21 protein-coding genes are annotated in these 26,246 nt (G+C 46.3%); all 21 read right to left on the reverse strand.

Annotated elements, in window-relative coordinates; translation table 11 throughout:
* Positions 1–141: 141 nt before the first annotated feature.
* Positions 142–1,422 carry a YycH family regulatory protein gene (locus tag V6668_RS30150; protein ID WP_338707426.1) on the reverse strand — a complete coding sequence of 427 codons (1,281 nt, stop codon included), beginning with the start codon at positions 1,420–1,422 and terminating at the stop codon, positions 142–144.
* Positions 1,406–3,256, reverse strand: a complete 1,851-nt coding sequence (gene walK / locus V6668_RS30155) for a cell wall metabolism sensor histidine kinase WalK (RefSeq protein WP_036671863.1) — start codon at positions 3,254–3,256, stop codon at positions 1,406–1,408. Before walK ends, V6668_RS30150 begins: the two co-directional genes overlap by 17 nt.
* Positions 3,256–3,978 carry a response regulator YycF gene (yycF, locus tag V6668_RS30160; protein WP_017691453.1) on the reverse strand — a complete coding sequence of 241 codons (723 nt, stop codon included), beginning with the start codon at positions 3,976–3,978 and terminating at the stop codon, positions 3,256–3,258. The genes walK and yycF overlap by 1 nt, the downstream gene beginning before the upstream one ends.
* 247 nt (positions 3,979–4,225) lie before the next feature.
* Positions 4,226–5,758, reverse strand: a complete 1,533-nt coding sequence (locus V6668_RS30165) for a peptidoglycan DD-metalloendopeptidase family protein (RefSeq protein ID WP_338707427.1) — start codon at positions 5,756–5,758, stop codon at positions 4,226–4,228.
* Positions 5,759–6,244: 486 nt separating this feature from the next.
* Positions 6,245–7,054, reverse strand: coding sequence for a class I SAM-dependent methyltransferase (locus tag V6668_RS30170; protein WP_338707428.1), 810 nt, complete (start codon positions 7,052–7,054; stop codon positions 6,245–6,247).
* Positions 7,055–7,343: 289 nt separating this feature from the next.
* Positions 7,344–8,111, reverse strand: coding sequence for a hypothetical protein (locus V6668_RS30175; RefSeq protein WP_338707429.1), 768 nt, complete (start codon positions 8,109–8,111; stop codon positions 7,344–7,346).
* 222 nt (positions 8,112–8,333) lie between these two features.
* On the reverse strand, positions 8,334–9,620 hold the full coding sequence (locus V6668_RS30180) for an adenylosuccinate synthase (RefSeq protein ID WP_036671866.1): 1,287 nt from the start codon (positions 9,618–9,620) through the stop codon (positions 8,334–8,336).
* A 445-nt stretch (positions 9,621–10,065) separates the two neighbouring features.
* Positions 10,066–11,427 carry a replicative DNA helicase gene (dnaB, locus tag V6668_RS30185; RefSeq protein WP_036611922.1) on the reverse strand — a complete coding sequence of 454 codons (1,362 nt, stop codon included), beginning with the start codon at positions 11,425–11,427 and terminating at the stop codon, positions 10,066–10,068.
* Position 11,428: 1 nt separating this feature from the next.
* Positions 11,429–11,872, reverse strand: coding sequence for a 50S ribosomal protein L9 (gene rplI / locus V6668_RS30190; protein ID WP_036611925.1), 444 nt, complete (start codon positions 11,870–11,872; stop codon positions 11,429–11,431).
* The gene (locus V6668_RS30195; RefSeq protein WP_338707430.1) at positions 11,869–13,860 is read right to left on the reverse strand and encodes a DHH family phosphoesterase; all 1,992 of its coding nucleotides are present in this window, start codon (positions 13,858–13,860) and stop codon (positions 11,869–11,871) included. Before V6668_RS30195 ends, rplI begins: the two co-directional genes overlap by 4 nt.
* 11 nt (positions 13,861–13,871) lie before the next feature.
* Entirely contained in the window at positions 13,872–14,783 is a 912-nt protein-coding gene (locus V6668_RS30200; protein ID WP_036612044.1) for a DUF2232 domain-containing protein, read from the reverse strand.
* Positions 14,784–14,788: 5 nt separating this feature from the next.
* The gene (locus tag V6668_RS30205) at positions 14,789–15,091 is read right to left on the reverse strand and encodes a MazG-like family protein (RefSeq protein ID WP_017691445.1); all 303 of its coding nucleotides are present in this window, start codon (positions 15,089–15,091) and stop codon (positions 14,789–14,791) included.
* A 265-nt stretch (positions 15,092–15,356) separates the two neighbouring features.
* Positions 15,357–15,782, reverse strand: coding sequence for a CBS domain-containing protein (locus V6668_RS30210; RefSeq protein ID WP_017691444.1), 426 nt, complete (start codon positions 15,780–15,782; stop codon positions 15,357–15,359).
* Between the two features lie 184 nt (positions 15,783–15,966).
* Positions 15,967–17,001, reverse strand: coding sequence for an LCP family protein (locus tag V6668_RS30215; protein ID WP_036671869.1), 1,035 nt, complete (start codon positions 16,999–17,001; stop codon positions 15,967–15,969).
* Between the two features lie 435 nt (positions 17,002–17,436).
* Entirely contained in the window at positions 17,437–19,026 is a 1,590-nt protein-coding gene (locus V6668_RS30220; protein ID WP_338707431.1) for an MFS transporter, read from the reverse strand.
* A 251-nt stretch (positions 19,027–19,277) separates the two neighbouring features.
* Positions 19,278–20,183, reverse strand: coding sequence for a D-alanyl-D-alanine carboxypeptidase family protein (locus V6668_RS30225; protein WP_282319776.1), 906 nt, complete (start codon positions 20,181–20,183; stop codon positions 19,278–19,280).
* A gap of 254 nt (positions 20,184–20,437) precedes the next feature.
* Positions 20,438–22,264 (reverse strand): oligopeptide ABC transporter substrate-binding protein, encoded by a 1,827-nt coding sequence (locus tag V6668_RS30230; protein ID WP_338707432.1) that lies wholly within the window; start codon positions 22,262–22,264, stop codon positions 20,438–20,440.
* A gap of 19 nt (positions 22,265–22,283) precedes the next feature.
* On the reverse strand, positions 22,284–23,189 hold the full coding sequence (locus tag V6668_RS30235; protein WP_338707433.1) for an ABC transporter permease: 906 nt from the start codon (positions 23,187–23,189) through the stop codon (positions 22,284–22,286).
* Between the two features lie 27 nt (positions 23,190–23,216).
* A complete protein-coding gene (opp4B, locus tag V6668_RS30240) occupies positions 23,217–24,179 on the reverse strand; it encodes an oligopeptide ABC transporter permease (protein ID WP_338707434.1) in 963 nt (320 codons plus the stop codon).
* A gap of 7 nt (positions 24,180–24,186) precedes the next feature.
* On the reverse strand, positions 24,187–25,119 hold the full coding sequence (locus tag V6668_RS30245; protein WP_338707435.1) for an ABC transporter ATP-binding protein: 933 nt from the start codon (positions 25,117–25,119) through the stop codon (positions 24,187–24,189).
* Between the two features lie 14 nt (positions 25,120–25,133).
* Positions 25,134–26,123: an ABC transporter ATP-binding protein gene (locus V6668_RS30250; protein WP_036612047.1), complete on the reverse strand. Its 990-nt coding sequence runs from the start codon at positions 26,121–26,123 to the stop codon at positions 25,134–25,136.
* Positions 26,124–26,246: the final 123 nt, after the last annotated feature.

Below are 26,246 nucleotides of genomic sequence, written 5' to 3' on the forward strand. Positions count from 1 at the left end.
GCGGAGCGTTCGCCTTTACCACCAGATTTCTCCCGTGTTAAAAGGGAATTCAAGAAATCTGGGGGTAACAGCGATCGGAAGGTTATTCTGCACGCGTAGTGATAAAGTACAGCTACTCTTTGGTTCAAAGACTACAACCCATCAAGAAACGGTGGTTTCCTCCCCGTTTCCAAAGCGGATCACCCATACCGGGATCAGCTTTAGTCCGTCTTCAATCGAAGAAGGACGATACGCCGGGTAGACATCCACCACCTGGCGATTCTCACCTGCTACCTTTTTAATAAGAGCCTTCAGCTTGTTTCCGCCAGGCAACTTTACCGATTTCTTCGTCTCTGCACCTTCGTTCAGGTATTCCAGTGATCGCTCATAACTGGATACCGTCTCCTGCTGCATCTCCATGCTGATCGTGCCAAAGCGGAACTGCATGGAATCCATAATCGGATAGCTACCATAATACTGTTGGAATTCAAGCTGCGTCTTGATGTCGGCGGTCTCCAGCATCATGCGCGAACGGCCTTTCCAGCCACCATGCTGATTCACAAAGTCAACCGCAGACAACGCATCCTTCGCGGGATCAATCTGTCCCGCAGGCGGTGCCGCCGGATCGGTGTAACTGATCCAGCGCTGTTCCTGTTTTACCTGCAGACTACGTTTACTATCCGTGTAGATCTCCGATCCATCTTTTTCCCGGATATTCCGGGTCATGCTTGGATCGAAAAACAGACTACGCTGCATTTGCTCAACCGTGAATTGCCCTGTCGGCACATCTGCCTCAATCGTCTCCAGAGCTTGGGCCGGGATATAATACCCGCCAGCCATCAGCGTATATGGCGTCCAGTTCGTACCGAAGTCAACATGCTGCTGCACGTCTTGTACTGTCAGGTCCGCCTGCGTTGCTTCGTATACCACGTCTCCCTTGGCGCTGAAGAACAGCGCATGGGCCTTCGTTTCATTTTTGGACGTATAGATCGAGATTCGGTTAATCGTCTCCCCTTGAAATAAGGAATCCGTCCCAAGCCTCATCACCCGCTGTAATAAAGCTACGGGAATACCTTCTTTGAACGATAGTTCAAACCCAGGGTTCTCCTTGCGAATCTGATCCCAGTTCACCGATTGCACACTGCGGCGCTGAAAATCATCGAACGCCCGCCCCTGTAACCTTGAATAGATCAACTGATAGAACGTATTGCCAGGGTAAAACACCGTATGTTTATCCTCACCCAGATGAATAATCATCTGATCAGGGAAGATCAATTCTTCAATATTCCGTTCCTGACCCATATTTTCCGTCTTCACATAGTTCGTTTCTGACGTCACAATGGAATCCCCGCCTCCGGGCAAACGGTAGATCAGAAAATAACTCTGAACCAGACTGGCTACAACAAGGGCGGCAAGCACCAAGGATTTAATCCGTTCCTTCACGGTGCTCACCCCCTTTCTCACGCATCGGCAGTGTGAACGTTACTGTCGTTCCCACATCTACTTCAGACTCCAAAGAGATGCTTCCATCATGTGCCTTCACAATTTCCCGGGCAATGGACAGTCCTAGCCCTGTGCCTCCCATACTGCGGGAACGAGCCTTGTCCACCCGATAAAACCGCTCGAAAATGCGATCCAGATCGCGCTGTGGGATACCCATTCCGGTATCCGATACCGAGATGGCAAGTGCGTGTTCATCACTGCGTCTAGCCGCAATCGTAATGGTGCCGCCTTCCAATGTATATTTCAGCGCATTGGACACGACATTATCCAGCACCTGATCAATCTGGTCGCGATCCAGCGGAACAGCCGGAATATCATTCTCTACAGACAGCACAGGCTGAATATCCTTCTGATGCATCTGGAACGAGAATCGATCCGTCACTTCCTCCAGCATTTCCAGAATATCGGTTGGCTGCTTGCGCAGTAAAGCTTCCTTGGAATCCAGCCGCGATAGATGCAGCAGATCCGTAACCAGTCGTATCATTCGTTCCGTCTCGTTCTGAATAACACCAACGAAACGACCGGCAAGCTGCGGATCTTCCAATGCCCCGTCATCCAGCGCTTCCGCGTAACTCTTGATCGTCGTCAGTGGTGTACGCAGTTCATGGGATACATTGGCCACAAATTCACGCCGGGATGCTTCAAGTTCTTCCTGCTCGGTAACATCCTGAAGTACGGCAATGGTTCCCGTGATTCCCCGTTCACGTCGATGAACCGGTGTGAACGTCATCCGAATGACCACAGGCTCTTCTTGTCCTGCGGGTGCAATCTGCAGCAAAGTTGAACCTGTGAAACCACTCGCGAGGGCTTCCGCATCCTCCGGATCAATGCCGAGTAATATAGCGAAGTGTCTTCCTTCAATATCAGCAGGATGCATACCCAGAATGCTGCTGGCACGACGGTTTACGAGAATAACTTTACCGTACTCATCCGTAGCAACCACACCATCACTCATATTCGTCAGAATGGAGGTCAACTTCTCCTTCTCCTCTTCATTCAGTGAAAGTGCATCCCGAAGCCTGCTGGTCATATAGTTAAAAGCCCGACTGAGCTGACCAATCTCATCCGTGCCAAATACAGGTGTCTGTTGATCAAAGTTACCTTCTGCGACCGCTGTCGCTCTCCGAGTCACTTCCTTAATCGGCTGCGTGATCGTATGGGACAGAATCACGCCAAGCACCGCCGTTAACACCAGGGCAATCAGGATGCCGGAGATGAAGATTTTGTTGATTCCCTCCATCGTGGAATACAGCTCGTTCATGGATGCCGCGATGTAGACCGCGCCAATGATCTTGCCGCCGGACAGCACCGGCTTGGCGACGACCTTTTTGCGAACATTATCCTCGTCCACGATATATTCCTCATTGTCCCGAATGCCTTGCAGCGCACGGCTGACAACGGTTTGGGTATTTTTGCGCCCCACATAGTCCGAATGTGAACTTAGCGAGGTCGTGAGTACCTTGCCGCTGGCATCCAGCACCTGAATCTCGGCACCGTTAATGTTGAACAGGTTGTTCACCAGCACACGCAGATTTTCCGTTTTGTCCTCGCCAGCCTCTGCTTCTCCACCAGCCATCGTCTCCCCCACGAGAACCGACAGCATCTCCGCACGCGCCTGCAAGTCTTCCGTAAAGTTGCTCGTTAGTGAGTTCTTCATCGCGCTCACAAAATAAACCCCGATCAATTGCATCGCAATCAGAATCAGCAGTACATAGATAATGATCAATTTCGCCTGAATCGTTCGGAAGAACGAAAATCGCGCGAATCGGCCCATTATATCCCCACGCTTTTGGCACTGCGCACGAGATAACCGAGCCCGCGGCGAGTCAGAATCGTTTCCGGTTTGCTTGGATTCTCCTCAATCTTCTCACGCAAACGACGGATCGTGACATCCACGGTACGTACATCACCGAAATATTCATATCCCCATACCGCTTGCAGCAGATGTTCCCGTGTCATAACCTTGCCGGAATGCTTCGCCATATAATAGAGAAGTTCGTATTCACGGTGGGTCAGATCAAGCGGTTCTCCGCCTTTATAAGCCGTATACATGTCCATATCAAAAGCCAGATCAAATAGCCGCATGACCTGCTTCTCTTCGTCTTCATGCGCTTCTGCCGTAATCGCAAGCTTTTGCCGTCTGCGCATCTGTGCCTTCACCCGTGCAAGCAGCTCACGCGTACTGAATGGCTTCGTCACGTAATCATCCGCACCCAGCTCCAGACCAAGCACCTTGTCGATCTCGCCATCCTTGGCGGTAAGCATAATGATTGGCATCTCCAGATGAGCGCGCACCTCACGACAGACATCCATACCGTCCTTGCCCGGGAGCATCAGATCCAGCAGCATCAGATCCGGTTTCTCGGATAACGCCAGTTCAACCGCACGAATGCCATCAAATGCACAGATGACCTCGTACCCCTCTTTTTCCAAATTAAACTTCAGAATGTCCGCGATGGGCTGTTCATCGTCCACCACCAAAATCTTCCCCTGCATCGGCTAAGTTCACCCCTATATCCTGCTTAATCCGCGTTAGCGTTTATATCTCTCTTCTATGTTTAGCTTGTACCAAGCCTGCTTGATTTGTTTCTCTAGTTTGTTGTTTATACTCTCTAGTTTAACATACCTGAAGCACCGTCACATCCCGATCAGGGGCTTGGAAGGTCTTTCATCTGAAAATTTTTTACAGCAGCAAAAAACAAGGCCAGCATTATAGCCAACCTTGCTCCACTTAAGCTCTATATTAGTTCAAATACGTTAACGGATTTTCTACCGTTCCATTCTTAATAATCTCAAAATGCAGATGTGTTCCAGTCGAACGACCCGTGTTGCCCATAACGCCGATACTCTCGCCTTTTTCAACCACTTGTCCAACCTTAACGCCAATGCTGTTCAAATGTCCATACAGTGTTTCGTATCCGTTACGGTGGTTAATAATGATGACATTACCATAACCGCTTTTCTGTCCTGCAAAAGTAATTACACCCTCATCAGACGCTTTCACATCGCGGTTACCTACCAGATCGACACCTTTGTGCTGGCGACCCCAACGTTGTCCAAAGCTGCTACTCATCGTTGCATTTGATACCGGCCAAGCAAATTCACCTGTGCCCTCACCAACAACTTTTGTTCCGCTAAGGACTACTTCAGTTACAGCTGCTTTAATCACTTCCTGACCAAGCCACTCTTCCTGAACCACTTCACCATTTTCTTTGGTTATACGGTACTGCATGCTTTTCAAGCCGCTTTGTCCTGGGCGCACGACTTTTGTTGTACCTGCTTTCAACTCGTCACTTTTGCGCACTTCCACTTGCGGTTTGATCTCAATCTGTTCAACAACCTGCTCAACCGATTTAACGGTTACCGCCGGTTTCGGAACGGTCAAGGTCAGTTCGTCTCCGATTTGAAGCGACGTTTCCTTGATGCCCGGATTATGCTGGCGAATCTCGCTTTGTGTTATTTCATACTTGGCAGCGATCGAAGAGATCGTATCTCCTTCACGAACCACATAAGTTACAGGCGCGTCTTTACCAACGGTTAAAGCTTTAACCGCCTCGGACACATCCCATATTTTGTTTGGATCAGCCTTCACCACATCCGTCGCTACATCTTCCTTGATGCCTACAGACTTCAGGGTTGTGCTTGGTCCCTCCTCTTTCTTCGAGGAATTAGCCGATACCGACTTCGTCTTAAGCGAACTTCGCACAGCCGATGCCGATATGTATTTGCTCTGCACTTGTTCCAGGATTGCATCAGCTGTTGCCTGATCCTTCACAATACCAATGACTTCACCGTCTACCTTGAGTTCTACACCTTTGGCGTAGGCTGTCAGCATGTCACCCAGTTTGTCCAGCGTCTCGTCACTGTTCACTTCAGGTTTGTACGCTCTTACCGTTTCGGTTGTGATGCCATCCGTGTTCAGCACCATCTCTGCATCCGGATATTTATGTTGATATTCCTCAGTTTTGTCTGTAAATAGTTGTTGTAATTGTGCCTCATCTGCAATGGTACCAATCTCGCTACCTTTAACCATTACTTTATAGTACGGTACGGTGTTTGCAGTAACATATTGTTTGCCTGCGAACCCGAGCGATGCTGCGATGAATACACCACATGCTGCTGTAATGATCCATTTGCGCGAGGCCAGAACGCGCTTCTTATTCACACTGAAGGTGGACATGCTCATGTTGTTTTTGTCTTCGGCCGTCCGGTGTTCCCCGGATTGTTCGTGTACCCGGTCTTTGCCCGGTTGGCGTATGCCTCTGAAACCTTTCATGATTCTCTCCTTTTCAGCACTTCTCAGTTCGCATTTCTGTCAAGACATCACCCATCGTGTCTGTCCCATGCTCGTTGATACTTGTATTGGGTGTCCGCAAAATCAGGACTTTAGCTGCGCTCGTAAAAGTGTCAAAATTTTAACCTTTTATCACACCCGTATACTTTAACACAGGTTTTACACTCATTTCAACTCTACACGTCACACCGCAAAGCCACGCCCCGCTTGCTTTCCCTGAATTATCCATAAGATAGTACGGCTGGTCCATCACCCATTATGCCTCAACATCCGCTGTACTATGTACTTTTGTTCGCAAATTAAGACTAGGTTCTAAGACCCAGTGAAATATGCTTTATTTTTCATAAAAATACATATAAAATCCCTCACCAGATCAACTCTGATAAGGGATTACGTAAACAACCTGTTTGTGGTTTATCTTAAACTGGATTTCAGCTCATGCCACAATAGAAATTAACTTTTATGTCTCTATTCTTTGACTGCAAGAATTACAAATCGCTTTTGCTGTACTTCCCAGAATCCATTGTGCTCCATCTCCATATGAATATCCATTAACGGCTGACGGAACTGTTCCACTTTGAAATCAGGTACTTGCCACGGGATAGTCTTTAGATAATATACCAGTGCGCCTATATCATAGAAACGTTGTGCAGGGGTTGCTTCCCGTTGCTCCAGAATACGGAATCCACACTGTTCCAGCTGAAGAACAGCACGATCCAGTTCCCATCCAGCGTAATCCGCTGGCATAGGAATGCCGAGCCGATCATTGATCTCCCTGCAATCTGACCAACCTACCTGTTGAGTTAGAAACATTCCCCCTACCGATAGAATCCGCCTAACTTCCCGCTCATCATACGACTCATGCCGATTAAGAATCAGATCGAATTCCCCATCTGTGAAAGGAAGTTGCGAATCATCAGTCACTGGAAGCACCTTCACACCGAGCGGCTGTAAACGTTCCTCTGCAATTGGTATGTTGGGGAGATAGCCCTCGGTCGCACATGTGTATGGAGGAAGGGGACGGAGTCTGGACAGCATCTCTCCTCCACCAGTCCCCATGTCGAGCATTCGTTCTGTTTGATTCAATAATCGGCGCGCCATCGTTCCATATGACCAAGGCAATATTCCGCTCTGGAGTCGCCCACTCCCTGTTACATAGCTAAAATCCCAGCCACTAAACGGCTGGTCCGCCTCTTGCAACCCTTGCTCGTATCGCTCTTTCGCCGCCTCGGCAAACTCTTTTACTGATGGTTCTGAATTAGAATGATATAAGTTCATGGTCAATACAACCTCCAATTAGTGTATTCGTAAACACAAGTCCATAGGTTCTCTTGAAAGCACCTATGAACGGAGGTCCACGAATTGGACTGGAGGTTTCTGCAATGTTGCCTGAACGTTTTTATATGTTGTGTTCTTTACCTTTATATTTCATACACTTTTCCCTCCTATAAGCATTTCCAGAATTTATTTAAATAAATTATATTCAATCATCCTCGACAAGTCCATTACATTATGAATCAGGCGATACGTCTATGAGCACGCCTGTCTTCCCTGCCTGCCTATCATCCTATTCTGTTTGCAGTACTTCCATCAGGTTGTCGTACTCTTCACTGGTCAGGTACTTCGAGATCACCTGTTCAATCTCACGTAATTCCTGTTCCGTTAGGCCACCTTCCATGGCACCTGAGATCTGTTGCATTTCTTTCTGTGGCAGCTTATTCATGAGCAGGCTGAAGATTTTTTCTTTCTCCTCTGCTGGCAGCTTGTCCTTCGCTCCTGTAATGTCATCCGGTGATACAACAATGGCATCATTGCCTGAAGAAGCACCGCCGCTGGCCGCTCCGGTTCCATTACCTGAAGCCGAACCACTACCCTGATCTGTTCCTGAGTCATTACCCGTGCCCGTATCCGTCCCATTGCCTGCGCTTGTGCCTGAGTTTGATCCTACGGTCGTATCTGTACCTGAACCTTCCCCTGTGCCCTCATTTGAGCCGCTCCCTTGGGACGCATCGTTGCCTGCATCTACGCCAGATTGACCACTCTCCGTCCCATTCCCCATAACGGAAACAGCATCTTCCGGAACCTGCTCTTCGTCCGCTCCTGTCGGCTGATCTGTCGTCCCATTTCCTGATTTATTACCCTCGCTGGTTTTACCACCCAAGGCACCTTGGAACATGGCGGTTAACCCCATGGGTTGACCCTCCCACTGAATATTGAAACTCGCGAGTAGCGACTTCGCATATGACTGTACAATTAATCCGGTCGTGAGCAGTGTCAGTGAACTGACCAGCAACACGGTTAGCACGATTTTAACAAACCACACAAGCAACTTCATTCCGTTCTCTCCCTCCGATTATCCCACCCGTCTAGCATGCGCATGCTGGGGTCTGTGACTCTACTGTTAACCAGTATTGACGGAAATCTTGGGATTATATCCGATAAACATACAAAAAACCTCCAGTCATCGCTATAAAAGCAACAACTGGAGGCTTAACATGCCTAAATCGGCAGAGGATTCTATTTTATAATTCAAGAAACAATCTCTCTATTTCTTCGATTACTCGTAGATTGGAAGAACTTGATTCGTTTGCTCACGGTTACGACCAACGGAGAAGATGGCAATTGGAATGCCTGTCAGTTCGGAAACACGTTTTACATAATTCTGTGTGTTCACTGGCAGGTCTTCAAGTTTCTTCGCTCCAGTGATATCTTCGCTCCAACCTGGCATCTCTTCGTATACTGCTTCACATTCTGCCAGCATTTTGAGGCTTGCCGGATAGTGTGTGATGACCTCGCCGCGGAATTTGTATCCTGTGCAGATTTTTACGGTTTCCAGACCTGTCATTACGTCCAGAGAGTTCAGGGACAGACCTGTGATTCCACTGACACGACGCGCGTGGCGAACAACAACACTATCGAACCAACCTACACGACGTGGACGTCCAGTTACCGTACCGTACTCATGTCCAGTCTCACGGATTTGGTCACCGATTGCATCATGCAATTCCGTAGGGAATGGGCCATCTCCTACACGGGTTGTGTAAGCTTTTGCTACCCCAATGACTTGCTGAATACGAGCCGGGCCTACGCCAGAACCGATACATACGCCACCTGCGGACGGATTGGATGATGTAACAAATGGATAAGTTCCTTGATCAAGGTCCAACATAACGCCTTGTGCGCCTTCAAACAATACTTTTTTGTCCTCATCAATATATTCGTTCAGAACAACCGATGTATCACGTACGTAAGGACGCAGAATTTCAGCATATCCGAGGTAATCTTGCAGAATCTCTTCAACATCAACAGGCTGGCCGCCGTAGACTTGCTCGATGACACGGTTCTTTTCTTTGACCAGATGACGCAGTTTCAGTTCGAAATCTTCAGCATCCAGCAGGTCAACCATCCGAATACCAATACGAGCTGATTTGTCCATGTAACATGGGCCAATTCCTTTGCCAGTCGTACCGATTTTGTTCGGGCCTTTGCTCTCTTCTTCGAGTGCATCCAGTACCATGTGATATGGCAGGATGATATGTGCGCGCTCACTGATGGACAGGTTCTTCGTTGTAAAATCATTGTCATGAATATAGTTAATTTCTTCGATGAGTGCCTTCGGGTTGATAACCATTCCGTTACCAATAACACACGCTTTATCCGTGTAGAAAATCCCTGATGGAATCATCGTCAGTTTATATTTTTTGTTATCAATCAGAATTGTATGACCCGCATTGTTACCACCTTGATAACGAGCCACCACATCAGCGCTCTCCGCCAGATAATCCGTGATTTTACCTTTTCCTTCGTCTCCCCATTGCGTTCCCACTACAACTACCGTTGACATAGTTAACATTCCTCCGTGGGTGCCTTGCGCACCTTTGTATTGGTCTGTCCGTCCTCTATCCCGGCAGGCGTGTTACGCAATAAACCGACTGAGAAGCGTGCTAACGGACAGTAAAAATGTCCTTCCGTTACATTCAAGGGAAGGTTTGCGCTGCTTTAACGCAGCAGTATTAGTGTACCAGTACCCTTTTTCAAAGTCAAATCAAATGGCGAACAATTAGATATAGTACAACCGTAATGTTCGGGATTTACCCATTATTTCAACACAAAAAACCGGAGACTTCAGTCCAAGCTTACTTGACTGCTATCACCGGTTCAAGGATACCCATTTCAATGTGAATCTATATCTGGTATTTATAACACATGTTTGCGTTCAGTTGCTCTAATGGTTGATCTTCGGGACAGACGATTCTCGCTTATTGATCGAAGCCGTCAGCACCTGCCCATTACATCGCGAAGGCGTCATTGTGCGCCCTCTCGTAATTGACGAATTTATTAAAGTTTTTCAGAAAGACCAGTTCAACCGTACCTACCGGACCGTTACGCTGTTTAGCGATAATGATCTCGATAATATTTTTCTTCTCGGTCTCCTGGTTATAGTAGTCATCCCGGTACAGGAACGCTACGATGTCGGCATCTTGCTCGATCGAACCCGATTCCCGCAAGTCACTCATCATCGGACGTTTGTCCTGACGTTGCTCTACACCCCGGCTCAGCTGGGACAAGGCAATAACCGGAACTTCCAGTTCCCGGCCAATCTGTTTCAGTGTACGTGAAATCTCGGATACCTCTTGTTGACGGTTCTCCCCTGCTTTACCACGACCACTAATCAGTTGAAGATAGTCAATCAGGATCATACCGAGGCCTTTCTCTTTCTTCAGGCGACGGCATTTGGCACGAATATCCGCTACGGTAATCCCTGGCGTATCATCTATGAAGATGTTGGCTTCTGACAAAGCTGCAATACCCATCGTCAGCTTCTGCCAGTCTTCATCACCCTTGAAGTCACCCATACGCATTACGCTGGCATCCAGGTTGGCTTCAGCACAGATCATACGTTGCACCAGCTGGGCAGCTGACATCTCCAGACTGAAGATGGCTACCGTCTCCTGGGCCCGAATGGCTACGTTCTGAGCGATATTCAGGGCGAAGGCCGTCTTACCTACGGAAGGACGGGCCGCTACAATGATCAAGTCACTGCGCTGGAATCCGGCAGTCATCTTGTCCAGATCGATAAACCCGGACGGAATACCTGTTGTTGTACCCTTATTCTGATGAAGTGTTTCCACACGATCGAATACTTCCATCAGTACGTCCTGTATGGCTATAAAACCACTACTGGAGCGACGGTTGGAGATCTCCAGAATGCGACGTTCAGCTTCTCCGAGCATCGCTGCAACATCTTCTCCGCCTGTATATCCTTCGCTCACGATCTGTGTTGCCGTACGAATCAGGCGACGCAGCATCGATTTCTCTTCGATAATCTGAGCGTAATAGTCTACGTTCGCGGCTGTAGGTACACCATGGGCTAGCTTAGCCAGATAACTAACGCCCCCGATGTCCTCCAACTCACCTTTATCCTTCAGAAGCGAAGTCAGTGTAACAAGGTCAATCGGTTGATTTCCCTCACCAAGCTGGATCATCGCTTCAAAGATTAATTGATGGGGTTTATCATAGAAATCCTCGGTTTGCACCCGTTCCATCGCTGTAATCAGGGCCTCGCCCTGCAACAGGATTGCACCCAGCACGGCCTGTTCGGCTTCCAGGTTCTGCGGGGGAATCCGGTCGAATAACATTTCTCCGCCCATCTTACTCTTCCGTTACCTGTACCTTCAAGGTTGCCTTCACTTCAGGGTGAACCTTGACAGTTACTTGTGTTACGCCGAGTGTACGAATAGGCTCGTCCAGCTCAATTTTGCGTTTGTCTACTTTCAGACCCTTTTTAGACAAAGCTTCTGCGATCTGTTTGCTAGTAATGGCGCCAAACAGACGACCACCTTCGCCGGACTTGGCTTTCAGTTCAGTCACTTCTGCTTCCAGCTTTTTCGCAAGTGCTTCCGCTTCCGCTTTCTCTTCCTGTTTGAGTCTTTCTTCAGCCGCCTTCTGGTTGTCCAGTGTCTTCATGTTGCCGTCTGTTGCCAGACGTGCGATTCCCCGTGGCAATAGGAAGTTCTGTGCGTAACCCTCAGATACTTCTTTCACTTGCCCTTTCTTGCCTTGACCCTTCATATCTTTTATAAAAATGACTTTCATTCGAACAGCCCCTCTTCCTTTTCGATTTCAGCCAGTACGTTCGTCAGCCGTTTTTCTGCCTCTCCAAGCGTTCCTTCAAGCTGCACGGCAGCATTTGTCAAATGTCCGCCACCGCCCAGTCGTTCCATGACAACCTGAACATTCATGCGCCCCAGCGATCTCGCGCTGATGCCAATCAGTCCATCCGGACGCTCACTAATCACAAATGAAGCGACCACGTCGGTCATGTTCAGCAATGTGTCCGCCACCTGGGCGATCATCATCTGTGAAATCTTGCTGCCAGGGTCTGTGACCGCCAGCGCAATGTTTCCATATACCATTTTAGCATGCTTTATGATTTCTGCCTTAGCAATATATTCTGACAGATCCTCTTTCATCAACCGCTGGATCATAATGGTGTCCGCACCGCTACGGCGCAAGAAACCTGCCGCTTCGAACGTTCTGGACCCCGTGTGCAGTGCAAAATGCTTCGTATCTACCGTAATCCCGGCAAGTAGAGCCGTAGCTTCTAGCGGAGTGAATTGTACCTTATCATGAATGTATTGCAAGAGTTCGGTTACCAATTCGGCAGCAGAGGACGCATAAGGCTCCAGATAGATCAACACTGCGTCATTGATGAACTCTTCGCCCCGGCGATGGTGATCCACAACTACGACACGGGTAGCAGACTGTACCAGTTTTGGCTCCATGGTCATGGAGGCCTTATGAGTATCCACCACCACCAACAACGTGTGCTCGGTCATCATCTGGGTTGCCTGTTCCGGTGATACAAATGCTTTGGACAACTTCTCGTCCTTGTTCACTTGCTCCATCATGCGTTCAATCGATGGATTCATTCCATCCAGAACAATTCGTGCTTCCACATTGTACAGACTGGCCGCTTTCCACACGCCGATGGATGCGCCGATCGCGTCCATATCCGGAATTTTGTGCCCCATGATGAGCACCCGATCGCTCTCCTGCATCAGATCACGCAGCGCGTGCGCAATAACGCGGGCTCTTACCCGTGTCCGTTTCTCCACTGCGTTAGACTTACCGCCATAAAAAGACAGGCGTTGTCCGGACTTCACGGCAGCCTGATCACCACCACGTCCAAGTGCCATGTCCAGACTGGACTGTGCCAGTTCTCCCATCTCGCTGATGCTATCCGATCCAAATGCCAGTCCAACACTGAGTGTCATTGGCACTTTGAGGTCAGCAGTCATCTCCCGAACTTCATCCAAAATGACAAATCGGCTCTGCTCCAGTTCCTGCAAAGACTTATGATTCAGCATCAACAGATAACGATCAGAAGACAAACGGCGCAGGTACACTTCGTACCGCTTGGCCCAAGACGTAATTTCGCTGGTCACTCGAGCAATCAGCGCTGTACGCTGTTGATCGTCCATGCCTTGGGCAGCCTCGTCCAGATTATCCAGAACGAGAATTCCCAATGCAAGGCGTTCATTTTCATATTTATCACGAAGAATGGCTAGCTCCGTAATCTCGTATACATATACATACCGCTCCTGCGGGTTATGAATAACTCCATAATGCCGATCATCCAACTGGAATTCGTCATGGAACTCCTTGGATGAATGTTCCTTCGTCCCATCCTTCTTCTCTTTAGGCTGAGGAAGTTTGGGAAACAAATTAAGTAGCGGATTACCCACCATTGTCTTCTCCTGGAACATCTCCGCGACAAAGCGGTTATGCCACTCTACCGTACGATCTTCGCTGTACAGCACAATTCCGAATGGAAGCATGCTGACCGCTTCCCCCTCCATCCGTTTGATCCGAATAGATAGGCCATTAATGTAGTCGTTAAGCTCACGGCGGAACGCGAGCTCCGCCTTAATCATGACGATTCCCAGCGCCGAAGCCAGTATCAGACTAATCAAACCAAGCGTCCAGTTATAAATGGTAACGAACATAACGAGCAACAGCAGCAGTATGAACGCCCATACGGTATAGTAGCCGTGCCAGCGTTTCTTCAGAAATTTAGGCATGACTCATCACCCTATCGTTTTGATTTCGATATTGCCTCACGAAGCGGGAACGCCAGATCGATAATTCCGATAATCCGAAGCGGACCAATGAAGAAGACCGCAGCCGCCAGGAAATATGGTATAACCGGATTCCATTTCTTTGTATGTGAGAGAAAGAAGAAGAAACCGATCGCTTGAATCATGAAGCCCAGATTGATTAACGGCGACAGATTCATGGCAATCATGGTCCAGTACGTTCCATCACTTTGTCTGGAGATCACTTCGATCAACAGTGCAAGGAAATAATACCAGATCAATGCACGCGGCATACGCCACTCTCTCGCTGGTGGAAGCTTCGATACCACCACACCCATCACGTTCAGAATCGGACGAGCTATGGCGTGTGTAATAAAGGCCATTACCATCGATGTGACAACGAGAGCAAACGGAATCATAAGCTGTGTTTGTTTGGCAACATCCTCGGTCATCTCAGGTGTCCATGCAAACCCGTTGATCATCTGATTCGATGTATTGGTTAACGGTTCAATGGTCAATTTGACCACATCTTCAATATAACTGGACAGGTCGAATTGGAAAATGACACTGCCGACCAAGAGCAACAACAAGTATTCTGCCAACATCATGCCACTTCCCGCCATCAGGGCGAACAGGGCTGATTTGCGTGTTTTATACGCGTGACCCATAACGATCGCAGGCAGGGTAAAGATGAGCAATAGTAACAGATAGATGGGGTGGAATACGACCAAAATAACGGCTACGGGCACGAGATGCCATATAAATGATTTTAAAGATAATGAAGCATACAAAATAACTCCCGGAATCATCATAAAAAATATGGCAAGTACCGATAAAGGAGTTAACAGCGAAAGTAGCAAGAGCAGATAAACTGCGCTCCAAACAGCTGATTTAAAGCTAAATTTCAACAAATTCACCTCTTACGCATATGATCTTCTAGCGCGGAAATATCCTGGTACCAGTCTTCAAGCTGGTGACCTTCCTGTTTATGCTTTTTCAACTTCTCAACTAGCAGTGCATCCAGATCCTTGAAAGGAATACCGAGCCTGCGGCCCAATATGTAACTACTCATAATCAAACTGGCAAGACTGTCCCCGATTCGAGTTGTACTGCCTTCCCATAACGCCTTGAATAATCGGGATACCTGATCAAGCACTTCGGTTTTCAGCCATTCAATCACTTTAGCGCGTTTGGCTACATCCAGTTCTTTAGGCATATTGGCGAAAGTCACTCTCCCCCGAAAAAGCTTTATTCTCGATTATAGCATAAAAAGAGGGCCCGCAAAATTACCCCAAAAAACGGAGAAGTTCTCCGAAACTGATGTCAGGTACTTATGCGGAGTCCTCCGTACATCCTATCGACCTATATATTTGTAAAAAACTTCGAATCCGCCCCTGATTCAGGACTTCTTAAGTTTAACATGATACCGGACGGCTGTGATTATCCCTAATGAAACAATAATGTTTAAATTCGTAACAGACTTACTTAGCCTTGATCGATTCTTTGGCTACAATGCCCTCGCAGTACTCAATAATCTGACTCCGTCTGACAATACCAATGAACCGATCCATATCATCGACCACAGGAACAAAGTTCTGAACTTTAGCCAGATTAATCAGGTCCTCCATGTTGGCGTTAATGGATACAGGTTTAATATCCAAGCGAAGGGGAACATCCTTGAGCAAGAACTTTGAAGCGTTTTCAAATGAAATCTTTCCCTCGGCATTCTTCATATACCACAGTAAGTCGCCTTCGGTAACCGTACCAATATATTTGCCCTCTTTATTCAAAATGGGTACCGCCGTAAAACGATGATATTCCATCCGTTCCAACGTTTGCCGCAGCGTAGAATCCGACGTCACGCACGTAACCTCTTGTTTGGGTAGCAAAAAAAATGCGATGTTCATACCCTTGTGTATCCTCCTTGTGAATTTCTTCGTTCAACTTATCTCGCTCAACTTATATTATACGGATTAGAACGCAGGATGTTCCAAAAGGATAATAGTTCTCAATACAAAGAAAAAAAACAGCAGCCCGCGAATAAACGTACTGCTGATTGTGGTCTACAACACATCATTGGTATGGAATTGGTTATTCAATCTTTTGCCGGTCAGGGATCATGACTTCACCGGCTGGGGTCGATTGATCCATCCAGTTGTTAATCAGCTCTTTGGCATATTGGACATCTTTCTCGTCAGCCTGACCATAATAGATACCGTCTTTTTTCATTCCCTCACCCAGGATGGTGAAGCTTGAAATCTGCGGTTTCTCCTGAGTAAGCACTTGTTTGGCCAGATCAATAATGAAAGATGCTCGCATATCCGTCTGGAAACTGTCACCCATGATCTGAATCAATTCCGGAATTTTGGCGATTTGATTCAAATTCAGCATCTCATTCGCCATCGCGTTCAGGAAAATCTGCTGCCGCTTGGTACGATTAAAATCGCTATCCTCACGGTATCTTACATAATACAGTGCTTCCTGCCCGTCATAGATCGGCTTACCACCTTCAATCGTGAATTGCACATGATCCGGGTTCTTGTTCACAATGTCCTCATCAATTGGCAGTTTTACACCACCGAGCGCATCAACCACTTTTTTGATTCCATCGAAGTTGATCGTTGCATAATAACCCACATCAGCATCAAGGAATTTCTCCACCGTATTGATGGACATATTCTCCCCACCAAAAGCATAGGCATGCGCCAGCTTATCATAATCATCTTCGCCGTCCTTGTTGGCATCCCGTCCTACAATCTGCACATACGTATCACGTGGAATGGATACCAGAAGCACACGGGATTCCTTGGGACGAACTACAGCATAGATGACGGTATCGGAACGTCCACGCGTCTTCTCATAGGCGCGTTTATCCGAACCGAGCAGTAATACGGAGAAAGGTTCCTTACGGTATACCGTTGGATCAGGCGTGTTGTTGCCTTCTTGCGGTACATAAGAACGGGATAACTGATCTTCTACCGAACCGGCGAGAAACAGATCAAATGCCGCTACAGCCAGTTGCTGACGGAACAAATACCCTCCGATTAACAAAACAACAAGTGAAACGAGCGTTATATATAGGCCTTTTCTTCTTTTCTTCTTCTTATCCTTAGTTCTGCTTTTCATCCATCGATTCCTTCTTCACTATCGAAATGATACTGCCTACTATATAAGTTTCATCTAATATTTACACTAATAACGGAGAGGTCGGAAAAAACCTGAAGAAGCGTAGCGCTCGCCTTTATCAACGGATTTTTACCTTTTGAATAAGGTAATTTAAAAAAATCTGGGGATAACAGCGATCGGAAGGTTATTCTGAACTCGCAGTGATGAAGTGTAACGATTCGTTCAACTTATATAATACCAATTAAACGTCTGGGATGCCTTGTGACTCGGTGTTCACTGAAGTTTTCTCTCTCTTGAATCAAGACACCGCTTACGCTCGTTCTATTGTAATCATTGCAGGAGCAAGAAAAGTTACAATCCGGTTAAATTGAAAAGAACAGCGACTCCTTTTTAGCTACAAAAGGTGCACTGTTCTCTTCATTTTCACATGCGATCCTATCCGTTCGTGGATACACTTTTCACATGTTGGCTCTTCTCTCTTTGACGCAGACGTCCCGTTATAAGCGCAGCTACCAGCGTAAGCACACTGAATACCACCGCAGACCAGAAAAGGCCATTATAACCCTGCCCTGTCGTTTGATGCACTGCCTGGAGCAACACATCACGGATACCTTCATCAGGAATCTGAGACAGGCCCTCTGTCAGACTGGATACATCACTCCCTGATGCTCCACCCGACGCATATTGCTCCAGCATCTCCGGCGGCACCTGAATTCCTTTGTCAGCGAATCCTGCCTGAATGTTGGACCCCAGATTAATGAAAGAACGTGCCAGGAATCCGGCGAAAATGGTAGGTGCAATAGCCATCGCCATCTGGCGGAATAACGAGCTGGTCGCTACCGCGATGCCTTTGTTGTTCTCCCCCGCCTGTTCCGTGACAAGTACATTAACTGGCGCACCAAGCATCATGCCGAAACCGATACCTACGAGTGTACTCGCGATGACAAATTGCCAGATATGCTCCACCCATAGCGGGAACAGCAGGAATCCAATGGCAGATAGTAGGCCCGCAACCGATAACGTCCAGATTGGCCCCTTGCGGTCAACGAGGTATCCACCTCCACCTGCCCCGATGCCGGATGCCAGCGCGAGTGGAGTAAACCAGTACCCGGAAGCTGTATTGGATACGCCGAGATATTGCTCAACAAATCCGGGAATAAAGATCACCGAGGCCAGAATGGCTCCCGAGAAAAAGGCAATCAACAGCGTCCAGCGAAAGGACGCAATGCCCAGAAGCTGTGTCGATACAACAGGTTCACGTTCAGATCCTTCCAGCCTTTTTTCCATGAAGTAAAAGATCACCAGAATGATCACACCTGCCAAGAAAAAGCCGTAGAACATCGGTGATCCCAGGCTTTGAAGCATGTTCACACCGTTCAGATTGCTGAAGCTATACATTAAACTGAGTACACCCAACGTTAGGACAGCAATGCCGCTCCAGTCCACTGCTGCACGATTCAGTTCCTGCTCTTCCTGAATAAATCGAATACCTGCAATGAATAGCAGAATGGCGATAGGCACGTTAATCAGGAATAACCAATGCCAGTTGCCAGTCAGATCCAGTATAAAAGCACCGACATTGGGTCCCAAGATAGCGGCAACACCATTCATCCCTCCGAGCAGACCCAAGGCTGTACCTTGTCGCTCCGCCGGGAACTTGCTTAATACGTATGAGCTGGCAATGATAAAAATCCCACCACCGCCCAAAGCTTGAATAACACGAGCAATCAGGAAAAAGGTAAACGATGTGCTCAGCGCGACAAGCAGGGACCCGATCCCAAACAACGCCACTTCAATCAAAAATAGTTTCTTGCGACCATAACGGTCCGACAGTTTGCCCGCAATAGGTACACTCACCGCAAGCCCAAGTGTGTAAAGCGTAATCGTCCATGCTCCCCATGTTGGCGACACACCAAATGATGCATTTAAGGTGGTCAGTGAAGAGGTGATGATCCCGTTATCCAGTGCAGCCATAAATACCCCTATGGCGAACAGGATTAGCGGCCATTTCATTTGTTTTTGCATCACATGTTACCTCCCGATCAGATCGTAAATTCAGTATCGTACAGTTGGTTTGGTACATATATATTAAACCGAGTTGAATAATAATGACTCACTGGTCATTTTAAAACAAAAGAAAACCATATGTCAATTTAATAATATGGTTATATGGATCAATTTACCTCAGATTCGATAAAATAGAGCTACCACATGTTCAGTCGAACCTGCGGACAGCCCTCATATCTTATCTATCGTACTAACGCTTGCGTAATGCTTCAATAATCTGGTCTGACTCGGTTTCCCGAAAACCCATAGTTGAATAACTTCCGAGTCTCCACAAAACGCCCTTCACGAGTATCTGTTCCAAATACAACTGATATCAGTCTTTTGCCATCACGTTCAGCTGTCCCCACAAAATGATATCCGGAATCTTCATCATACCCGGTCTTCAATCCGTCATTCCCATCGTAAGCATACGGCCCGCCAATAGAGGACAACATCCAGTTCGTGTTACTCATGTACATCCCTTTTTGGTGCATTGATACTTGCATTTGACTGGAAATTCTTAAAATCTCGGGATGGTTATTCAGCAGATATCGCGCAAGCTTACATGCATCTATAGCCGTCATTAAGGTCTGCCCTTGTATATCCATCGGACGGTTAGGACCAAGCAGCTTTTCACTGAGGCCCGTTGAATTCGTGAATTGTGTATCCTCAGACAGCCCAATCTGAGTTGCTTTTTGATTCATTTGTTGCACAAACTTCTGCTCTGTACCACTGATATGTTCAGCCAGAGCAACCGCTGCATCATTGGCTGAATAGACAGCTATGATCTCGAACAACTCCTGAACGGTGAATTGCTCTCCTTGTTTCAGGGTCAGTTGACTGCCCCCCACTGAGCTGGCATACAGACTCACATTAACAAGATCATTCCAGCCTATATCACCATTGATCACGGCTTCCATTACTAACAGTTCTGTCATCAACTTACTGACGCCTGCCGGAGCAATCTCTTCGGAGCCGTTAAAATCCATTAAGATCTGTTCAGAGTTCATATCCATTAGTACCGCAGATTCAGCTTTAATTCCCGGTTTGCCTACCAACATGTCCGGTTTCACACCCAAATATATAATAAGCAAGAGAGCTAGCAGCATACCTGCCCGTTTCCACCATTTTTTCATAAGATGATCACCTCTTACCTATATAGACGAAGTAAAGAGGCATTTTGTCTGCACTTTTTTGAAAAAAAGTTAAATTTTTTTTATTTTTTGGTTACAAAAAAAACATGAACCCCATACACCCATGCCAGAGTGTACAGAATCCATGTTTTTAAAGACACTTTTTATTCATTTTCCCAGGAGAATTCTTCATTAATAATCTAGCAACCGGCTTCTTAAAGGACCCCAATCCTTACAGCTGCTAATTTAAGAATGTTTTACTGAGCTACAACTGCTTTGTCTGCATTAACTTGCAGGTCGCTCAGGTAAACGCCTGTTCCATCACCAATCGCATAGTTCATTACACGTTTGTTAACGGGTGCTACAACTGCACGATACAGTGTAGGGAATACAGGAACTTCATCTACCATGTATTGTTGCCATTGATTGTAGATCTCTTTACGCTTGTCTACATCAAATGCTTCAGCTGAGATACCTTGTGCCAGCAATTTGTCATTCTCTTCGCTGGAGAATCTGGAGAAGTTGTAGAGTGCATCACGGCCATACAGACCAGATGGATCTACGTCAATACCAACGCCCCATGCTGCTTGATACACATCAATGTTCGGATCATCTTTACCTGTGTTACCTACACGGTCATAGAAGCTGTTGAACTCAACCATTTCCAGATTTACTTTCAAACCAATAGCTGCCCATGATTGAACATAATAACGAGCCAATGGTTCAGCTGTGTCTCCACCAGTCATGGATACAAAGTTGATTTCGAGTGGTGTTCCATCCGGATTCGTACGGAATTCACCATCCAATTTATAACCAGCTTCGTCGAGCAATGCTTTCGCTGCTTCTGGATCATATGTTACACCCTTATTGTTGGAATCATGGAATTCTGGGTGAGATGGTGGAATCAAGGTTGTTGCATTCCAACGCAGGCCATTATAGAAACGTTTACCTACTTGATCGTTATCTACAGCCATCCACATGGCTTTACGCAAGTTTTTGTCGCCCATTTTTGCTTCGGCATTGCTTACAACTTTTCCGTTCTCTTCATCCCACGTACCTAGTTTGAAACCGATGTACGTATAAGCACGATCGATTGCGCCCAGGAATTCTACGTTGGACAGGTTAGCATTGTCTTTGTATTGATCTGTCGGGAATGCATCCACAAGATCTACCCCGCCAGATTTCAGTTCTTGAACAACCGTTGTCGGGTTGATAACTTTCAGAGTTACACCATCCAGTTTTGGAGCTCCACGCCAGTAGTCATCGTTTTTAACAAAAGTTACAGACTCACCTGGAGTGATAACATCCACTTTAAATGGACCAAAACCAATTGGTTTTTCACGTACTTCTTTGGAAGAAGACATTTTGGCTACATCCATATCGCCGAAGATATGTTTAGCCAGTGGATACGTCCATACGCCACCTGTCAGCAGGGACGGAGTAGATTCTTTATACGTAATGCTGATTTGTTTGTCGCTCAGCACTTTAATACCAGAGATTGTTTTTGCTTTTCCAGCATGATACTCGTCCATACCTACTATGCTAGTGAAGTTGGAGTCATAACGTGGACCATCATACGCTTTGTTACCAATCACTTCATAAGCAAACTGCAGATCTTCAGCCGTTACCGGTTTGCCATCATGCCAGTTCACATTATCACGAATGGTCAGTGTGAACGTTTTGCCATCTTCGGAAGTCTCATATGTTGCAGCACCATCATTGGTGTACACATAGTCTTTATCCCAAGTCAGCAAACCTTCATCAAACCATTGAAGAACCTGTGCATCCGGGTTACCGGAATAGAAGTTAAAGTTCAGTGTACCTTCAAAAGCAGTATCCGATACAAGTCCGAATGTAACTGATCCACCCTCAATCGCAGTACCCTCATTCGTTTTGACATTGTTGAAGTCATCAATGGAGTAAACGCCCTCTTCATTAGCAGGTTTTTCCTCCGTTTTTCCCTCTTCTGTGTTGGAAGCTGGAGCTGGAGTAGCTGCTTCTTTCTCAGAGCAAGCTGCGAGCACCAATACAAAGACCAACATCATCGTGAAAAATAGTCCCCGTGAAAATAATCCCTTTTTCATGAACCTTTCCTCCCTTTTTTTAACCTCTTCTTTGTCTTGCATCAGTCGCACGCTTTAGGGCTTGACCGACATTATTTATACTCAACATCAATACCAGAATCAGTACCGATGCGGGTAGCCATATCCACCATCTGGATTCCAGGGTTTGCGGATTACGTGCATAACTTACGAGTGTTCCAAGACTAGGCGTACTTTCGGGAAAACCAAATCCCAGGAAAGATAACCCTGATTCGAGGCCAATATTGGCAGCGAGATTCAATGTCATCGTTACGATGATAATGGAGCTCAGATTCGGAAGAACCTGTGAAAAAATGATCTTGAGATGCGATGACCCCAATGTTTTTGAAGCTTTTACATATTCAAGTTCTCTCTCCTGCAGTGCCTTAGACCGAATTAATCTAGCAATTCCCATCCATAGGAAGGCAGTCATGATTAGCGAGAACGAAACAATATTATATTTGGGTACTGCTGTAACAAACGCGATAACAATCATCATGAACGGGAGAATCATGAAGAAATCCACGATACGCATGAATATATTGTCAATTAGTCCTCCGAAATAACCAGAAAGTATACCGATTACGATCCCCAAGAAACCTGTCATTACCGTAACTAGAATGGCAATGGATAACGAGTTCCGAGTTCCGATGATTAGTTGTCCAAATACATCACGACCTCCGTAATCTGTTCCTAACCAGTATTGTGCAGAAGGCGGCTCATACAAAGCGAATAGATCCACTTTAACAATTTCATCTTGATCCAGGATCAGAGCAGTTCCATAGACTATTAATAAAACCAGTCCCAAAAATATGAGCGAGATTAGTGCCACCTTATCCCGGACAAGCTCTCTCCATAAGATACTCAAGCTGGAGGGGCTTTTATCAATCTTCTGTGAAGTTACAACGACATCATTGGCCTTGCTCATCTTATTCACCCCGAAATCTTCAAGTTCTTACTTGATCCGTATACGCGGATCTACTAATCCCAGAATAATGTCAGATAACAGCGAACCCAGGATTGTAGCTATACCAAATAGCAGGACAAGTGCGGTTACAACACTGAAATCACGAAGAGAGATTGAGTTAAGGAACAGCTGCCCCATGCCTGGGTAACTGAATATACTCTCAATGAAAATAGTACCTCCGATAAGTCCTGTAATCTCATAACCGAAGAATGCGGCAATCGGCAGTAGAGAGTTCCTTAAAATATGCCTGTTGTAAACTCGTGACTCCGAAGCGCCCTTGGCTCGCGCAGTAAGAACGAATTCTTTATGCTTGATATCAACAATTTCGCTACGTAAGTATTGAACGGTTGATACCGTAGTAATCAGTGCCATGGATAATGCCGGTAATAACAGATGATAGAACTTGCTTGTAATGTAACTGAATGTGCCTGGTGTAAGTCCAGGTGCCACGCTGCCCCCCGTTGGGAATAACCCAAAGTGGAAACCAAAAATCCATAACATAACCAGTGCAAAAATGAACAACGGTGCTGCGAACCCCAGATAGGTGTAACCCGTAATTAACCGGTCAGACCATGTATCATTATAACGACCACTGATAATACCAAGTGGGATCGCGATCAAATATGTGAAGACAAGTGTTGCAAAAGCCAGCCAAAATGTATTTGCAATTCTTTGACCAATCAGATCAGAAACTGGCATCTTGAATCGGAAAGATTGTCCGAAGTCGCCCTGTGCGGCATTTCTGATCCAGTCCCAATACTGTACATACCATGGATTGTTAAGTCCAAGTCGTTCCCTCTGTTCATCCAAAGCTTTAGGATCAATACTTGGATCGAGCAATCCGGTTAGTGCATCTCCTGGCATGGCTTTGGCCATCAAAAATACCAAAAGACTTAATAAAAAGATTTGAGGGATCATAATCATGATTCTTCGTACTATTATTTTCCACATATGGCCTTCAACCTTTCTGAGGTAGAGCTACTCGGTGAGTATCGGAAATGGATTTGAGCGAGTATGCAAGCCCTTCCTCATCAAAGAAATTTCGGTATGAATTTTCATACTCAGATTTGACCTGTTGACGGAAGGCTACCATTTCCTCTCGTTTGGTTGGGTCCATATCCGGAATGGCTGCAATGAGACGTTTGGTATAGATGTGTTGTGGATTCTCAAAAATATCATTTGTTGTGCCCTGTTCCACATATCGACCTTTATACATAATTCCAATCTGATCACACATATGACGGATGATGCCCAGATCGTGACTGATGAACAGATAGGTCAGATTTAATTCTTTTTGAATTTCCTGCATGAAGTTGAGTACCTGAGCCTGTACCGATACATCGAGTGCAGATACAGGTTCATCAGCGATAATTAACTTCGGCTTCAGTGCAATAGCCCGTGCAATGCCGATCCGTTGACGCTGCCCCCCTGAGAATTCATGCGGATATTTGTAGATTGATTCCGGACTCAGGCCAACCTTTTCAAGTAATTCTCTTACTTGTCTTTTTTCCTCGGTAGCTGTCAGACGCTCATAGTTACGGAACGGCTCAGCGATAATATCGATAACCCGCTTCTTTGGATTCAGTGATGAATATGGGTCTTGAAAAATCATTTGTACATCCCGCTGAAGCTGCCTGTTCTTACGTCGCTCCGTAGCCAGATTTTTGCCGTTAAACAGGATCTTTCCGTCAGTGACATGGTTTAGCCCAATAATGGCTCTGCCTGTTGTTGTTTTTCCTGAACCTGATTCGCCAACCAGACCATAAGTCTGTCCTTCTTCAATGGAGAAGCTAACATCATCAACAGCCTTTACACTGCCAATTTCCCGTTTAAGCAATCCACCGCGAATCGGAAAGTGTATCTTAAGCCCTTCTACTTCGAGTAATGCCATTATGTTATTCCTCCTCAGCTTTGGTCAGGGAAATGAAAGTGCTGGTAACAGGTACACCGTACAAAGTGACCTGGTGCAATTTCATGCATCTGTGGGTTCTCTTCATGAGCCGATTCACTAATCCATGGAATTCGGGCTTTGAATCTGCACCCTTTGCGAGGAAGATTTTTGAGTGATGGTACGATGCCTTGGATGACATGTAATTTGGATCTTTCTTCAGACAGGGTGGGAATAGAGTTCAACAATGAGCGGGTATATGGATGCTTCGCATCGTTCATCAATGTGAAGATATCTGCGATTTCAACAATTTCGCCTGCATACATAACTGCTACGCGATCAGCCATCTCAGCTACGACACCCAGATCATGTGTAATCAGAATAATGCCTGCGTTAATTTCACTCTTCAGATCACGGATTAGTTCCAGGATCTGTAGTTGAATCGTAACGTCAAGCGCCGTCGTTGGCTCATCGGCTATTAGTAGCTCCGGTTTGTTGGCAATCGCAATGGCGATAACAATTCTCTGTCTCATACCACCAGATAATTCGTGGGGATACTGCTTGTATATTTGTTCGGGACGTGGAATCCCTACCTGATTCAATAAGTGAATGACCTTTTCTCTCTTCTCTCTGGAAGACAGCTTGGACTGATGAAGTGTGAGAATCTCTTCAATCTGTTCACCAATAATCATTAGAGGATTTAGTGCGGACAATGGGTCCTGAAAAATCATGCCCATTTCTTTGCCGCGTAGCTTGTTTAACTTGCTTGGGGAGATGTTGGCAATATCTTGTCCTTTATAGAGGATCTGGCCTTCGATTTTTGCTTTGTTATGCAAACCCATAAGAGAGAATGCAAAAGCACTTTTACCTGACCCGGATTCACCTACAATCGCCAACACTTCATTTTTCTTCACCGTAAGGTTAACGTGATCCACTGCTGCATAATAGTCATCTTCAATTCTGAATGATGTTGTTAGATTTCTGACTTCCAATAGCTCTGTATTCAAATCAATCACCCTAACCCCATAATTTCCGTAGATTGTATTCGTGTGTAGAGAAATGCATCCACTGTATATTTCCAAGTTCTTGAAGATAACGAACAATAGCTTATACAAAATACCAAATTGTTA

The sequence above is a fragment of the Paenibacillus amylolyticus genome (genome assembly GCF_036894225.1).
Classification (GTDB): domain Bacteria; phylum Bacillota; class Bacilli; order Paenibacillales; family Paenibacillaceae; genus Paenibacillus; species Paenibacillus amylolyticus.